The sequence below is a fragment of the Collinsella aerofaciens genome (assembly GCF_040910325.1).
Classification (GTDB): domain Bacteria; phylum Actinomycetota; class Coriobacteriia; order Coriobacteriales; family Coriobacteriaceae; genus Collinsella; species Collinsella aerofaciens_BL.
In genome coordinates, this window is the sequence record NZ_JBDGAV010000004.1 from 1 (window position 1) to 14,597 (window position 14,597).

A 14,597-nucleotide genomic window follows, 5' to 3' on the forward strand; every position below is an offset into this window, starting at 1 on the left:
CGGCCCCGGTGCCCAAGCGCGATATCGGCGGTGCTGTTTCGCGATATTCAACAGTGCTCAAGCGAGCAAATACTCAATTGCTTCATGAGGTTAAGAGAGACCATATTGTAATCGTTGTCACTCATGACGAAGAGATGCTTGCGGCTTGCGACGAGGTCATTCCGATGCCCGGATGCTTATCGGGACGTGGCGTTGAAGGCCCAGAAGATCGAAATGGCGTGGGTGTTGGGTAAGTCCCTACGCGTACGACGTTGGGTTTCTGATCTTCATCGTCCTGCAAAGAAGGCTTTGTAACACGTTTCCCCTGGGAGGCCCCTTTTGTCCGTAGTGGCAAAGAGGGGCTTTTTCGTTTCCCTCTTGCGGCGGAGGGGGACACCATGCGCCTATACAGGACGACCTGCGCGCTTTCGTCGGATGACGGGCTATGTGTCGAGATGGGGGTCTCGGGTGGAGGCCGCGTCGCGGTCGCGGTCGGCCAGCGACCATCGGTACGGCTCAATCGTATTACCAGAACTAGTAAGGAGCCGCCCTTTCGGACGACTCAAACTGTAATGGGGCTTTTTTAGCTACCCCGGCCGTTACTCCGCCAAAGCATTCGCGCTATCTGCCGGGGTGGCTAAAATAGCCCCGTCCCAAATTAGCTACTCTGACCAAAATCCCTGGGACAAATACTTCTGATAGATTTTGTCTTTCTTGGCTATTGCGTAGTTTAAGAGATTCCATTCCAATAATTACAGCTTTTTGCTAAAGCGTTTTAGCAGTTTATACCGCTTTTGACCTGCGACTACGTTGTACTGGTATCTTCATAAGGTAACCACCTTTACCTACCGTTTACCGCAAGTTTTAGCACGTTTACCAAACCGCGCATCCTCTGCTCAAGCCTGTCCAAAACCCGCCGTATAGTTCCCTCACGGTCCGCATCCGGCGGGTCGATTCGTTACCACGGTCGTGTGCGAGAGCACATGGAAGGGGAAGTATCGTGAGCGATTGCAAGAGGGTTTACCGTTTTGGTACCGACGCCCAGGGCACTTGCGTGACTGAGGGCGACAAGTCCATGAACTTCGTGCTTGGCGGCAAGGGCGCAAACCTTGCCGAGATGAGCCGTATCGGCCTGCCGGTTCCCGGCGGCTTTACCATTACCTGCCAGACCTGTGTCGAGTACTCCGGTGCCGGCAACGTGTGGCCTGATGGCGCACTCGATGAAATCGTTGCCGCCGAGGCAGACCTCGAGGCCCGCTGTGGCAAGAAGCTCGGCGACGCCTCCGATCCGCTGCTCGTGTCGGTTCGTTCGGGCGCTCCGTTCTCCATGCCCGGTATGATGGACACGGTCCTCAACTTGGGCCTCAATGACGATTCTGTCCAGGGCCTCATCGCGCAGACGCAGAACCCGCGTTTTGCCTGGGATAGCTATCGCCGCTTTATCCAGATGTTTTCCAATGTCGTCATGGGCGTTGACGCCGACCTGTTCGAGAACGCCCTGACCCAGGCCCGTCTGGTCGCCGGCGTTCGCGTCGATTCCGAGCTTTCGGCCGAGGACCTGCAGGAACTCGTCGAGACCTTTAAGGGCATCTTCTCCGAGAACGTCGATGCCTCCCTGTATCCCGAGCTCGAGGTCGCCGATGGCAAGCCCGTTTTCCCGCACGATCCGGAGCTTCAGCTACGCCTTGCAATCCAGGCCGTCTTTGGCAGCTGGATGAACGAGCGTGCCTGCATCTACCGCAAGCAGCATGGCATTTCCGACGACCTCGGCACCGCCGTCAACGTGCAGGCCATGGCCTTTGGCAACAAGGGCGAGACCTCTGCGACGGGCGTCGCCTTTACGCGTAATCCGGCCGACGGCACCAAGGAGTTCTACGGTGACTTTTTGGTTAATGCCCAGGGCGAGGACGTCGTCGCCGGTATCCGCAACACCGAGCCCATCGCCGACCTCAAGACCACCCCGGGCCTCGAGTCCGCAGGTGAGGAGCTCGAGCGCGTGTTCCTGACGCTCGAGGATCATTACCGCGATATGTGCGATATCGAGTTCACCATTGAGCAGGGCAAGCTCTGGATGCTCCAGACCCGCGTGGGCAAGCGCACCGCCACCGCCGCCCTGCGCATCGCCATCGAAATGGTCGAGGAAGGCCTGATCACCCGCGAGGAGGCCGTGAGCCGCATCGATCCCGCACAGCTCGACCAGCTCCTGCACCCGCAGCTCGACGCCTCCAAGAAGTATGAGGCTCTGGCCAGCGGTCTTAATGCCAGCCCTGGTGCCGCCGTGGGCGAGGTCGTGTTCTCGAGTGACGACGCCGTCGCACGTTCCGCCGAGGGTCACAAGGTCATTCTGGTTCGTTGGGAGACCAACCCCGACGACCTGAAGGGCATGGTCGCCGCCGAAGGTATCCTTACCAGCCACGGTGGCAAGACGAGCCATGCCGCCGTTATCGCCCGCGGTATGGGCACGCCTTGCGTCTGCGGCGTCGAACGCTTCCACATCGACGCCGCCGAGAAGGTCGTGCGCATCGAGGGCAGCGACCGCGTGCTGCACGAAGGCGACGTTATCTCCATCGACGGTACCCAGGGTATCGTCGTCGACGGTCCCGTCGACCTGGTCTCCGCCGAGCTCACCGGCGACCTGGACACCATCCTGTCCTGGGCCGACGAAATCCGTTTGGACGAGACCAGCGGCCATGCCAACCATGTGCGTGTCAACGCCGACAATCCCGAGGGTGCCATGCTCGCCCTCGAGTTTGGCGCCGAGGCTATTGGCCTGTGCCGCACCGAGCACATGTTCCTGGGCGATCGCAAGAACATCATCCAGAGCTTTATCCTGTCTGACGATGAGGCCGTGAAGCAGCAGGCCCTGGCCGACCTGCTCAAGGTTCAGACCGAGGACTTCCTGGCGATGTTCAAGACCATGTCCGGTCGCGATGTGGTCGTCCGCCTGCTCGATCCGCCGCTTCATGAGTTCCTGGATAATCCTCGCGAGCTCGAGGTCGCCATCACCAAGAAGGAGGCCGCTGGCGCCAACGAGGAAGAGCTTGCCGCCCTGCGCACCCGTCTGCGTCGTATCGACGGCATGGTCGAGTCCAACCCGATGCTCGGCCTGCGCGGTGTGCGCCTGTCCGTCGTCTTTAGCGATCTGCCGCTCATGCAGGTTCGCGCCGTCGCCACGGCTGCTGCCCGTCTTATCAAGGAAGGCGTCGATCCGCGTCCCGAGATCATGGTTCCGCTCGTCTCCATCACGGCGGAGCATGTTCAGACCCGCGAGGTTATCGAGTGCGTGATCGCCGAGGTTTCCGTCGAAGAAGGCGTCGAGCTCAATATTCCCGTGGGCACGATGCTCGAGCTGCCGCGCGCCTGCATGGTCGCTGACGAGATCGCCCATCACGCAGACTTCTTCTGCTTTGGCACCAACGACCTCACCCAGACGACCTTCGGTTTCTCGCGTGACGACGCCGAGGCTAAGTTCATCCCGCTGTACATGCATAAGAAGATCTTGAAGGACAATCCCTTCGAGACCATCGATACGGCGGTGCTCGAGCTGGTGCGCATGGCCGTCGAGAAGGGCCGAGCCACCAACCCCGACATGCACTTTGGCGTGTGCGGCGAGCACGGCGGCGACCCCAAGTCCATCAAGGGCCTGTTTAACGTGGCCGACGTGGACTACGTGTCCTGCTCGCCCTACCGCGTGCCCCTCGCACGCCTGGCTGCCGCTCAAGCCAAGCTCGAGGCCAAGCGTTCCGCCTAACGTTTTGGGTTTAGACGCCTAGCGTAGCCCCCTTCATGCCGCCCGTCTCATTCGTGAGACGGGCGGTTATCATGTGCGGGTTTTGTCTTTTTGTCTGCGTAAAAAATTGTTCTTGCAGCAGAAACCCGCGCGTGTATACTCGAATACGTTTGTTCAACTACGTGCCGGCCAAGGTGGTACGGCACCTCTAGAAGAGTAAGGAATTGCACATGGATTACATCCGCGCAATCGAGCGTCAGCAGATCCGCGAGGACATTCCTCAGGTTCGCGTCGCCGACAACGTCAAGGTTCACTACCGCATTAAGGAAGGCGACCGCGAGCGCATCCAGGTCTTCCAGGGCGACGTCATCCGCATGGCCGGCGCCGGTGCCCGCGAGACCTTCACCGTCCGCAAGATGTCCTTCGGTGTCGGTGTTGAGCGTACCTTCCCGCTTCACAGCCCGAAGATCGCCAAGCTCGAGGTCGTTCGTCATGGTCGCGTCCGTCGCGCCAAGCTGTACTACCTCCGCGACAAGGTGGGCAAGGCTGCTCGCATCCCCGAGAAGCGCTAAGAAGATCGCAGCGTCTGTCCACTCGTTTGGACGTAAGGGTCACCTTCGGGTGGCCCTTCTTTTTATCTGATTTGCATGCAAGGAGGGCCTGGTATGGCCAACATGACGAGCTCGGTTTCGGCATCGCAGGTTGCCGGTGAGTTGGCGAGCGCTACGTTTGAGGAGATTCCTGCCCTCGTAGAGCATTATCGCGAGGACCCGCGCCAGCAGGTGATCAAGGCTTGCGAGCGTGCTCTTAAGCGCCATGCCAAGGAGCTTGCCGAGCGCGAGCGCGTCAATGACATGTACGAGCTTATGCATGAGCTTGGCGGCGATGGGGTGGTCGTTGGTGTCGACGAGGTGGGTCGCGGATCGGTGGCCGGTCCTTTGACGGTATGCGCCGTCTGCCTTCCCATGGAACCGCGCGTCTGGGGTATCAACGATTCCAAAAAGCTCACGCCCGCGCGCCGCGAGTTGCTCTCAGTGAAGATTGCCGAGGTGGCGACGGCGATCGGTTTTTGCCATATCGCGCCTAAGGATATCGATGAGATGGGTATGGCCCGCGCAATCCGCGCTGCCGTTGTGGGCGCCGTGGCCGATACGGGGCTCGAGCCCGACTGCGTCCTCATGGACGGTAACCCCTTGGGCGCCGTTCCCAACGAGCGCGATGTGGTGAAGGGCGATGCCAAGATCGCCTGCATCGCCGCGGCGTCCATCATGGCCAAGGTCACGCGTGACGAGATGATGGTCGAGTACGACGCCGAGTACCCCGAGTACCATCTGGCCGAGTCGAAGGGCTATGCGAGCCCCGAGCACATCGAGGCCATTCGCAAACATGGACTTTGTCCGCTGCACCGCGTGAGCTTTTGCGGAAACTTTCTGCAGACTGAGCGCCTTTTCTAGGCCAATTGTGAAGACAGGGACCTTAAAGGTTCTATAAACCTGCTGGTAGCGGGCCGTATGCAACACCATTGCTGCGTACGGCCCGTTTTTTGACAGCATTTGGTCAGCTTTTGGTTTGCTTCCGGTACTTACCCGCATAAAAGGTGCCCTCATCATCGGGGCAATGCAGTGTGCGGGAAAGGAGACCCCATGAGTGCCGCAAGCAAAAAGAGCAAGACGCAGTAGCTCAAGGAGTGTTGGGAAAATGGCGAGCTCGACTGCGGGGCGATGACGCCCGAGTTTATCAAGCGACTCAGTCCCCGCGAGCTGGGCATGCTGGGCGAGCTGATCACCATCGACTACTTTAACGAGCGCGGCTACACCTTGCTGGAGCAGGGTTATCGTTGCACCGAGGGCGAGGCCGACCTGGTGCTGCTCGATGAGCTCGACGATGTCGTGGTGATGGCCGAGGTCAAGACCAGACGCGTTGCGCTGGATTGCAGCACGCGGGTCTTTCCCGAGGAGGCCGTGGACGCCCAAAAGCAACGTCGCTACCGCCGCATCGCAAGTTGCTATCTCATGGAGCATTATCCTCTCAAGGCGATTCGCTTCGATGCCGTGGGCGTTACCATTCGCGGCGGGCATATCGCCGAGATCGAGCACCAGTACAACGCGTTCGATTGGCAGGTGTCGTGATGGCGTTCGAGACGTTTGCCGTTCACGCGGCCTGCATCCGCGGCGTCGAGGCGATTCCCGTCACGGTCGAGGTCTCGCTTGCCGGTGGCGTTCCGGGCATTCAGATGCTCGGTATTCCGAGTATGGAGGTGATGGAGTCACGCGGTCGTATTCGCTGCGCGATGCGCTCCGCCGGGTTCGAGATCCCACGCTCGGGCATTACGGTCAACCTGGCGCCCGGCGATATTCGCAAGACCGGTAGCGGCTTTGATCTGCCCATCGCCATCGCGGTTCTAGCGGCCGATGGGCAGATTCCCCGTGACAACCTCGATCGCTGCCTTATCGCCGGCGAGCTCGGCTTGGACGGTACGGTGCTTCCCGTCAAGGGCGAGGTGGCGTTTCAGCTGCTGGCTCGCGACATGGGGCTGTCTTTTATCGCCGGCAGGTCAGACCAGCATGTGCCACTCGCGGGCGTGGATTGCGGGTTTATCGACCACCTATCTCAGCTTGCCCATGGCATGGGGGATGCCGCACGGCATTACCTGGATTCTGAAGTGCTCGAGGCGACCTTTGAGCCCGAGCTCGATTATGCCGACGTTCTGGGGCAGGAGGTCGCCAAACGTGGCATGGCGCTTGCGGCCGCCGGCGAGCTCGGATTGCTCATGATCGGTTCGCCCGGTTCGGGCAAGACCATGCTTGCGCGGCGCATGACCGGCATCCTGCCCGAGCTTTCTCTCGAGGATCAGCAAGAGGCGCTGTGCATCCATTCGGTCTTGGGCGAGAACATCGATGGACTGCTTGCGGGGCATCGCCCCTTCCACAGTCCGCATCACAGTATTTCGACCGCGGGACTTATCGGCGGCGGGCGTCCGGTGCATCCGGGCGAAATTAGCTTGGCTCATGGCGGCGTGCTCTTTTTGGACGAGCTCGCCGAGTTTCCCACCGGCGTGCTGCAGACGCTGCGTCAGCCCATCGAGCGCGGGTACGTGAGGATCGTGCGCGTTGACGGGGCCTTTACGTTTCCGTCGCGCTTTCAGCTGCTGGCCGCGAGCAATCCCTGCCCCTGCGGGTTTTTGGGCGATCGCGAAGTGCCGTGTCGCTGCTCGGCGGCGATGGTCGAGCGCTATCGGGGCAAGTTGCGCGGTCCCTTGGCTGATCGCATCGACATGATGATCGACGTGACCCGCCCCGATCCCCAGGTGATCATTGAGGGCGCGGAGGGTATGTCATCGGCCGAGCTGCGCGATTACGTCGTGCGTGGGCGCGCCTTTCGCGCCTGGCGTGAATCCCGTATGGACGATGCGGACACCGAGGCCGAGGAAGATGAGTCGCGGTCCATTGACGGCGTCGTTTCGACCTTTGGGCTTGATGAGGCTGCCGAGAAATGCGTGCTCGGCCTGTCGAAGCGTACGCATCTCACGGGTCGCGGCATCGTGCGCCTGGTACGCATTGCACGCACGATCGCCGATGTTGCCGAAAGCGAACGGGTGACGCAGGATCACATGCTCGAGGCGGCGATGTATCAGGGAAGGAGGGACCAATGATGGCCGAGGGGACCTTCGAGCTGCATCCAGGTGATGCGTTGTATCCCGAGACCGTATTGGAGCTTTCTGATGTACCCCAGACGCTCTATGTGCGCGGCAACCCCGAGGTGCTTTCGACGCCCGCGCTCTCCATTATCGGCGCGCGCAAGGCATCGCCGTACGGTCTCGCCGTGGCAGAACTTGCGGCCAAGGTGGCGGTTGAGGCGGGGGTGACGGTGGTCTCGGGCGGTGCGGTCGGCTGCGACCAGGCGTCGGGTTGGGCCGCGGTCAACGCCGGGGGCAAACACATCGTGGTACTGGGGACCGGCGCCGATGTTGTCTATCCGCGCTCGAGCGCCGGCCTCATAACGCGCACACTCGATACGGGCGGCGCGGTCGTTTCGATTTCGCCGTGGGGTATGGGACCGCGTAAGTTCGCCTTTCCGCGGCGCAATCGTGTAATCGCCGCCTTGTCGCAGGCACTCTTTGTTTCCGAGGCGGGCATGCCCTCGGGTACGTTCTCCACGGCGGAGGCCGCTATGGACTTGGGGCGAGAGCTTCTTGCAGTGCCGGGGTCTATCCTTTCGCCCGAGTCGCGCGGGACTAACTATCTCATCGCTAACGGAGCCTGCTGCATCATCGATGAGGAATCAATCGAGATGGCCATCTCGCGCATCTACGGCACGCTGCGCTACTCGCGTCCCGATGCACCTGGCATTGCCGATCTGGACCCAACACAGCAGACCGTGATGCACGCGCTTATCGCCTCGCCGCTCAAGGTCGACGACATTGCCGCGCTCGTCTCGCTTGATGCTGTCGGCGTGCTCAAGCTCTTGGGCTCGCTCGAGCTCGAGGGTCTTATTGAGCGCATGATGGATGGAAGGTATGCGCCCTCAAAGTTTGCGCTTCACGCCCAGACGCCCTTCGGTCACAATGGAAAGCGTGTCAATTAGAAAGGTGTTTGCAGATGCAGTTCGATCAGGTGACGGTTATCGGTGGCGGTCTGGCGGGTTCGGAATGTGCGATCCAGCTGGCAGATCGCGGGTTTGCCGTAAAGCTGTGCGAGATGCGCCCCCAGGTGAGCTCTCCGGCCCACCATACCGACCACCTGGCCGAGCTCGTCTGCTCAAATTCGTTTAAGTCAACCCGTCCGGACTCTGCTGCGGGCTTGTTAAAGGCCGAGCTCGAGCGCATGGGTTCGGTTCTGCTCGATTGCGCCCATCGTGCGGCCGTTCCCGCTGGCGGTGCCCTGGCGGTCGACCGCGTCAAGTTTTCCGGGCTTGTTGAGGCCGAGGTTGCCTCCCGACCCAATATCGAGGTTGTGCACGGCGAGGTCACGCAGATTCCCGAGGGCCACGTGGTCATTGCCGCGGGCCCGCTGTGTTCTCCGGCATTGAGCGAAGAGGTCATGAAGCTCGTCGGTGGCGACGCCTTGGCGTTCTTTGACGCTGCCGCGCCAATCGTCGATGCCTCCACGCTCGATATGGACGTGCTGTTCTCTCAGTCGCGCTATGAGGAGCAGGGGAGCGGCGACTATCTCAACGCTCCGCTCAACAAGGAGGAGTACGAGGCCTTTATCGAGGCACTCACAACCGCCGACCGCGTGGTGCTCAAGGACTTTGAGGGCGGCGATCTCTTCCAGGCCTGTCAGCCTGCCGAGGAAGTCGCCCGCACTGGCAAGGATGCTATCCGATTTGGCGCCATGAAGCCAGTCGGCCTCACCGACCCGCGAACCGGACGTCGTCCCTGGGCGGCGATTCAGCTGCGCGCCGAGAACAAGGAAAAGACCGCCTATAACCTGGTGGGCTTCCAGACAAATCTGACTTTTGGCGAGCAGAAGCGTGTCTTCCACATGGTTCCCGGTCTGGAGAATGCCGAGTTCTTCCGTTATGGCGTCATGCACCGCAATACCTTTGTCGATGCGCCACACGTTCTTGACGGCACCTTTGCCGTGCCTGGCACGGGTGTGCGCCTCGCCGGTCAGATCACCGGCACCGAGGGGTACATGGAAGCGGTGGCGACCGGTCTGCTTGCCGCGCTTAACACCTATGCCGAGGCTATCGGTGCGGCTTCTGTGGAGCTTCCTCGTGTGGGCGCCCTGGGCGCGCTCGTGGGCTATGCGACCGATCCGGCAACCGTTGGCTACCAGCCCATGCATGTCAATTTTGGCCTGGTGCCGCCGCTCGAGGACGGCAGGCGCCGCAGTAAGCGCGACCGCTATCAGGCTTATGCGGATCGCGCCCTCGAGGCCCTCGATGCCTACTTGGCCACGCGTTCCGACTTGTTTGGAGGCGACCGGTCATAGCCTTTGACTTGTACGATACCGTCGACTCGTTTATCGCCTACATCGCACGTGTCGAGGGGCTCTCTCCCAATACGGTGACCGCTTATGGATCGCGGTTGGAGCGCTTTGCTGCCTGGTGCGAGCGTACGGGTGTCGATGCGCGTGCGGCCGACGTGCGTACCGTCCGCACGTATTTGGCCGAGCTTTCGCGCGAGCAGGTGGCGCCTCGCACCCTTGCGGCACATTTGTCGGCTATTCGGTCGCTCTACCGTTGGATGGCTGCCGAGGGGATTGTCGAGGGTGATGCGGTCTCGGCGATCGCGTCGCCCAAGCTGCCGCGCGACCTGCCCGGCGTCCTTACGACTCAGCAGGTCGAGGCGCTGCTCAAGACGCCTGATACCTCGACGCCCGCGGGACTGCGCGATGCGGCGATGCTCGAGCTGCTCTATGCCTCGGGTGCCCGCATCTCGGAGCTTGCCGCGCTTAACGTGGAATCCATCGCTTGGTCGGAGCGCGTGGTTCGCCTTTGGGGCAAGGGGAGCAAGGAGCGCATCGTTCCTCTGTATCGTCGCGCACTTGAGGCGACGCGCACCTATGTCGAGGAGGGGAGACCGGTGCTGCTCGCCCAGGCAAAGCACCGCGACGCCGCAGCCGGTCTGCATCCGCTGTTTATTTCTGCGCGCGGTAATCGCATGAGTGCCGCTATGCTCAGGCGACGGTTCCATATGCTGGCGACGTGCGTCGGCATTCCGGCCGACATCGCGCCTCATGCGATGCGTCATACGTTTGCGACCGATCTGCTTGAGGGCGGCGCGGATCTGCGTTCGGTTCAAGAGCTGCTGGGGCATGCGAGCCTGTCCACGACGCAGATCTATACGCATCTTACGCCCGATCGGCTTAAGCGCGCCGTGACCCAGGCCCATCCCCGGGGCGAGTAGGCTGGGCGGCTCGCGTTGCGCTTAGGTGTGTGGTTTTGATTGCGGGTTGGCAGGAAGAGGCAATCCTGCTATCATTCATCGGGTTGCTTCACGGCAACAGGTTTTTATCACGCACGCGCGGCTACTTCAAACCGTGGTGCCCGGGCTTTGGTAGCACATGTCCGGGTTGGTTTTGGAGGATGACCCCGCGCGGAGGCAAACCACAGGAGGTTTAACATGGCTACCAAGATTAATATCCGCACCCTGCTCGAGGCCGGCTGCCACTTCGGCCACCAGACCCGTCGCTGGAACCCGAAGATGAAGCCGTTCATCTTCGGTGAGCGCAACGGCATCTACATCCTCGACCTCAAGCAGACCATCCTTGACGCCGACCAGGCCTACACCTTCGTCAAGAACGTTGCCAAGGGTGGCAACGTGCTGTTCGTCGGCACCAAGAAGCAGGCTCAGGAGGCTGTCAAGAACGCCGCTGAGCGCGCCAACATGCCTTACATCAACCAGCGTTGGCTCGGCGGCATGCTGACCAACTTCGTCACCATCCGCTCCCGCATCAACCGCATGGAGGAGCTCGAGGCCATGGTCGAGGACGGCCGCATGGCAGTGCTGCCCAAGAAGGAGCAGGCTGTTCTGGGCAAGGAGCTCACTAAGCTCCAGACCAACCTCGGTGGCGCCCGCGACATGAAGGGTCTGCCCCAGGCTCTGTTCGTCATCGACACCAAGCGCGAGGAGAACGCCATCAAGGAGGCCCAGCGCCTGAACATCCCCGTCGTCGCTCTGATCGACACCAACTCCGATCCCGACGAGGTCGAGTACGGCATCCCCTGCAACGATGACGCTATCTCCGCTGTCACCCTTATGTGCGAGCTCATGGCTGACGCCTGCCTCGCTGGCTCTGGCAAGGAGCAGGTCTCCGAGGCCGAGATGGCCGCTGAGCCCAAGGCCGAGTAAATCAGTCCTATTTAAGTCTTTTTCATCTCTTTGAAAGGAACCACAATGGCCCAGATTACCGCCGCTATGGTCAAGCAGCTCCGCGAGATGACCGACTCCCCGATGATGGAGTGCAAGAAGGCTCTCGTCGAGGCTGACGGCGACATGGACGCCGCTGTTGACGTTCTGCGCAAGAACGGCCTCGCCAAGGCTGCCAAGAAGGCTGGCCGCGAGACCAACGAGGGCGCTGTCGCCGCGTTCGTCTCCGAGGATGGCAAGACCGGCGCTCTGCTCGAGCTTTCCTGCGAGACCGACTTCGTTGGCTCCAACGCCAAGTTCACCGGCTTTGCTTCCAAGGTCGCCGAGGTTGTCGCCACCACCGAGCCGGCCGATGTCGACGCTCTGCTCGAGAAGCCGATGGGCGAGGAGACCGTTTCCTCCGAGCTCACCGAGATGATTCACATCATGGGCGAGAACATGAAGATCTCCCGTTTCGCCGCCCGCAAGGCCGAGAACGGCGCTCTCGCTTCTTACATCCACATGGGTGGTAAGATCGGCGTCCTCGTCGAGTTTGCTTTCGAGAAGGCCGAGACCGCTCAGGCTGAGTCCTTCAGGACCTTTGCCCACGATGTTGCCCTTCAGGTTGCCGCTGTCGCCCCGATCTGCGCTACCCGCGATCAGGTTCCGGCTGAGACCGTCGAGCACGAGAAGCAGATCTACATGGCTCAGGCTGCCGAGTCCGGCAAGCCCGAGGCAATCCAGGAGAAGATGGCTGTTGGCCGTCTGGAGAAGTTCTACAAGCAGTCCGTGCTCACCGAGCAGGAGTTCATCAAGGACAGCTCCCTCACCATCAAGAAGTACGCTGAGCAGGTCTCCAAGGAGCTCGGTGATACCATTACCGTCGTTGCCTTCGACCGTCTGGTCCGTGGCGAGTAAATAAGCTCTTGTAGCTGGTAATGAGCAGGCTGTGGGTTTTACTCACAGCCTGCTTTTTCATGGCTCTGGGTAGAGCCTTTGATATCATATTGAGAGTCTAATTAAAGGAGGATCGCTTTGTCCGACATCCGATATAAACGCGTGCTTCTTAAGCTTTCCGGCGAAGCACTGATGGGCGACGGCCACTATGGCATCGACCCCAAGGTTACCGACCATCTTGCCAAGCAGGTCAAGGAGCTGCTCGCCGTTGGCCATGAGGTCGGCGTCGTTGTCGGCGGCGGCAATATTTTCCGCGGCATGGCCGGCGCTGCCGGTGGCATGGAGCGTGCTCAGGCCGATTACATGGGTATGCTGGCAACCGTTATGAACGCGCTTGCCCTGCAGGATGCCTTCGAGCATAACGATGTTCCTTGCCGCGTTATGAGCGCTATCCAGATGAACGAGATTTGCGAGCCCTATATTCGTCGTCGCGCCATCAACCACCTGTCCAAGGGCAATGTCGTTATCTTCGCCGCCGGCTCGGGCAATCCGTACTTTACGACTGACACCGCCGCGGCCCTTCGCGCCTGCGAGATCGGTGCGGAGATTCTGATCAAGGCCACCAAGGTCGACGGTATCTACGACAAGGATCCCGTCAAGTGCGCCGATGCCGTCCGCTTTGACAAGATCACCTATCACGAGGTGCTCGTTCGCGGCCTGCAGGTTATGGATTCCACGGCAACGGCCTTGTGCCAGGATAACCGTATGCCCATTTTGGTCCTCAACATCGATGGCGAGGACACCGTCAAGCGCGCGCTCGCGGGTGAGCCCGTCGGCACGCTCGTCTATCAGGAGGATTAAGCATGGCAGAGAACATCACCGCCCACATGGACAAGTCGCTCGAGTCCCTCAAGCATAACTTCTCCAAGGTCCGCACCGGTCGCGCCAGCGCCAACATTCTGTCCGACATCACCGTCGATTACTACGGTGTTCCCACGCCGGTCACGCAGGTTGCCGCCGTCAAGACCCCCGAGGCCCACATGCTGCTCATCGAGCCGTGGGACAAGGCGCTCATCAACGCCATCGTTAAGGCCATCAGTGCCTCCGACCTGGGCATTACCCCCAACTCCGATGGTACCGTCGTACGCCTGCCGTTCCCGGCTCCCACCGAGGAGCGTCGTCGCGAGCTCGTCAAGGAGTGCCGCGAGTACGCCGAGCAGGCCAAGGTCTCTATCCGCAACATCCGTCGCGACTTTAACAACAAGCTCGAGCGCGACGAGGAGCTTACCGAGGACGATGTTCGTCGCGAGCAGGCCAAGGTTCAGAAGCATACCGACGAGTATGTTGCCAAGGTCGAGGAGCTTCTGAAGGAAAAAGAAGCCGAGGTCATGGAGATCTAAGGTGCAATACGACGAGCATAAACTGGTCGAGTACTTTGCCGACGCCCCTGCGGGCGTCGGTTTTTCCGACCTTGACCTCAATAACATTCCGCGCCATATTTCGTGCATCATGGACGGCAACGGCCGTTGGGCCACGGCGCGCGGTCTTGCCCGCACCGAGGGTCACAAGGCCGGTATCGTCTCTCTGCGCGAGATTATTACCGCCTGCGTGCGCCTGGGCGTCGACGTACTTTCGGCCTATGCGTTTTCTACCGAAAACTGGAATCGCCCGCAGCACGAGGTCAACGTCCTCATGCATTTGTTTGCCAAGACGTTTATCGACGAACTGCCGTTGCTGAAGCGCGAGAACGTGCGCGTTGTATTTTTGGGTGACATTTCTGTGTTGCCCAAGAAGACCCGTGATGTCTTTGAGCGCGGTCTTGCCGAGTGCGCCAACCATACCGGTATGACCCTGGCACTCGCCGTTAACTATGGAGCCCGTGCCGAGATCACGCGCGCTGCCCGTCAGCTTGCCTTCGATGCAGCTGCCGGCAAGATTGACCCCGCCGCAATTGATGACGATATGGTGGCTTCTCACCTGTACACCGCCGGTCTTCCCGATCCCGAGCTCGTTATTCGCACCTCGGGCGAGCTGCGCCTTTCGAACTATCTGCTGTGGCAGGTCGCTTATGCCGAGTTTTATGTCACCGATACCTACTGGCCCGACTTCGATCGCTGGGGTCTTGTTGAGGCTATCTTGGCTTATCAGGGCCGCGACCGTAGGTTTGGTGGGCTGAGTAAGACCGAGGAGGCTTAA

At 60.7% G+C, this 14,597-nt stretch carries 14 protein-coding genes; all 14 read left to right on the forward strand.

The window, feature by feature from the left end; translation table 11 throughout:
* Positions 1–233 (forward strand): hypothetical protein (locus tag AB5Z25_RS02485; protein ID WP_368134711.1); only part of this gene is annotated, 233 nt, incomplete at its 5' end.
* A gap of 746 nt (positions 234–979) precedes the next feature.
* Positions 980–3,730 carry a pyruvate, phosphate dikinase gene (gene ppdK / locus AB5Z25_RS02490; protein WP_368134712.1) on the forward strand — a complete coding sequence of 917 codons (2,751 nt, stop codon included), beginning with the start codon at positions 980–982 and terminating at the stop codon, positions 3,728–3,730.
* A gap of 209 nt (positions 3,731–3,939) precedes the next feature.
* Positions 3,940–4,281 (forward strand): 50S ribosomal protein L19, encoded by a 342-nt coding sequence (gene rplS, locus AB5Z25_RS02495; RefSeq protein WP_006236098.1) that lies wholly within the window; start codon positions 3,940–3,942, stop codon positions 4,279–4,281.
* Positions 4,282–4,374: 93 nt separating this feature from the next.
* Positions 4,375–5,163 (forward strand): ribonuclease HII, encoded by a 789-nt coding sequence (gene rnhB, locus AB5Z25_RS02500; RefSeq protein ID WP_368134713.1) that lies wholly within the window; start codon positions 4,375–4,377, stop codon positions 5,161–5,163.
* Between the two features lie 267 nt (positions 5,164–5,430).
* Positions 5,431–5,838 carry a YraN family protein gene (locus AB5Z25_RS02505; protein WP_368134714.1) on the forward strand — a complete coding sequence of 136 codons (408 nt, stop codon included), beginning with the start codon at positions 5,431–5,433 and terminating at the stop codon, positions 5,836–5,838.
* On the forward strand, positions 5,838–7,361 hold the full coding sequence (locus AB5Z25_RS02510) for a YifB family Mg chelatase-like AAA ATPase (protein WP_368134715.1): 1,524 nt from the start codon (positions 5,838–5,840) through the stop codon (positions 7,359–7,361). Before AB5Z25_RS02505 ends, AB5Z25_RS02510 begins: the two co-directional genes overlap by 1 nt.
* Entirely contained in the window at positions 7,358–8,293 is a 936-nt protein-coding gene (locus AB5Z25_RS02515) for a DNA-processing protein DprA (RefSeq protein WP_368134716.1), read from the forward strand. Before AB5Z25_RS02510 ends, AB5Z25_RS02515 begins: the two co-directional genes overlap by 4 nt.
* A 14-nt stretch (positions 8,294–8,307) precedes the next feature.
* A complete protein-coding gene (gene trmFO / locus AB5Z25_RS02520) occupies positions 8,308–9,645 on the forward strand; it encodes a methylenetetrahydrofolate--tRNA-(uracil(54)-C(5))-methyltransferase (FADH(2)-oxidizing) TrmFO (RefSeq protein WP_368134717.1) in 1,338 nt (445 codons plus the stop codon).
* An 8-nt stretch (positions 9,646–9,653) separates the two neighbouring features.
* Positions 9,654–10,562, forward strand: a complete 909-nt coding sequence (locus AB5Z25_RS02525; protein WP_368134718.1) for a tyrosine recombinase — start codon at positions 9,654–9,656, stop codon at positions 10,560–10,562.
* 216 nt (positions 10,563–10,778) lie between these two features.
* Complete coding sequence (gene rpsB / locus AB5Z25_RS02530) at positions 10,779–11,507, forward strand: 30S ribosomal protein S2 (RefSeq protein WP_006236109.1); 729 nt, start codon at positions 10,779–10,781, stop codon at positions 11,505–11,507.
* 45 nt (positions 11,508–11,552) lie between these two features.
* Entirely contained in the window at positions 11,553–12,422 is an 870-nt protein-coding gene (gene tsf / locus AB5Z25_RS02535; protein WP_368134719.1) for a translation elongation factor Ts, read from the forward strand.
* A gap of 117 nt (positions 12,423–12,539) precedes the next feature.
* Positions 12,540–13,262: a UMP kinase gene (gene pyrH, locus AB5Z25_RS02540; RefSeq protein ID WP_118259777.1), complete on the forward strand. Its 723-nt coding sequence runs from the start codon at positions 12,540–12,542 to the stop codon at positions 13,260–13,262.
* Positions 13,263–13,264: 2 nt separating this feature from the next.
* Positions 13,265–13,801, forward strand: coding sequence for a ribosome recycling factor (frr, locus tag AB5Z25_RS02545; protein WP_138112676.1), 537 nt, complete (start codon positions 13,265–13,267; stop codon positions 13,799–13,801).
* A 1-nt stretch (position 13,802) separates the two neighbouring features.
* Positions 13,803–14,597 carry an undecaprenyl pyrophosphate synthase gene (uppS, locus tag AB5Z25_RS02550; protein ID WP_368134720.1) on the forward strand — a complete coding sequence of 265 codons (795 nt, stop codon included), beginning with the start codon at positions 13,803–13,805 and terminating at the stop codon, positions 14,595–14,597.

Coding starts and splice junctions, on each gene's coding strand:
- rplS (WP_006236098.1), top strand. CDS start 3,940: ATGGATTACATCCGCGCAATCGAGCGTCAGCAGATCCGCGAGGACATT.
- rnhB (WP_368134713.1), top strand. CDS start 4,375: ATGGCCAACATGACGAGCTCGGTTTCGGCATCGCAGGTTGCCGGTGAG.
- AB5Z25_RS02505 (WP_368134714.1), top strand. CDS start 5,431: ATGACGCCCGAGTTTATCAAGCGACTCAGTCCCCGCGAGCTGGGCATG.
- AB5Z25_RS02510 (WP_368134715.1), top strand. CDS start 5,838: ATGGCGTTCGAGACGTTTGCCGTTCACGCGGCCTGCATCCGCGGCGTC.
- AB5Z25_RS02515 (WP_368134716.1), top strand. CDS start 7,358: ATGATGGCCGAGGGGACCTTCGAGCTGCATCCAGGTGATGCGTTGTAT.
- trmFO (WP_368134717.1), top strand. CDS start 8,308: ATGCAGTTCGATCAGGTGACGGTTATCGGTGGCGGTCTGGCGGGTTCG.
- rpsB (WP_006236109.1), top strand. CDS start 10,779: ATGGCTACCAAGATTAATATCCGCACCCTGCTCGAGGCCGGCTGCCAC.
- tsf (WP_368134719.1), top strand. CDS start 11,553: ATGGCCCAGATTACCGCCGCTATGGTCAAGCAGCTCCGCGAGATGACC.
- frr (WP_138112676.1), top strand. CDS start 13,265: ATGGCAGAGAACATCACCGCCCACATGGACAAGTCGCTCGAGTCCCTC.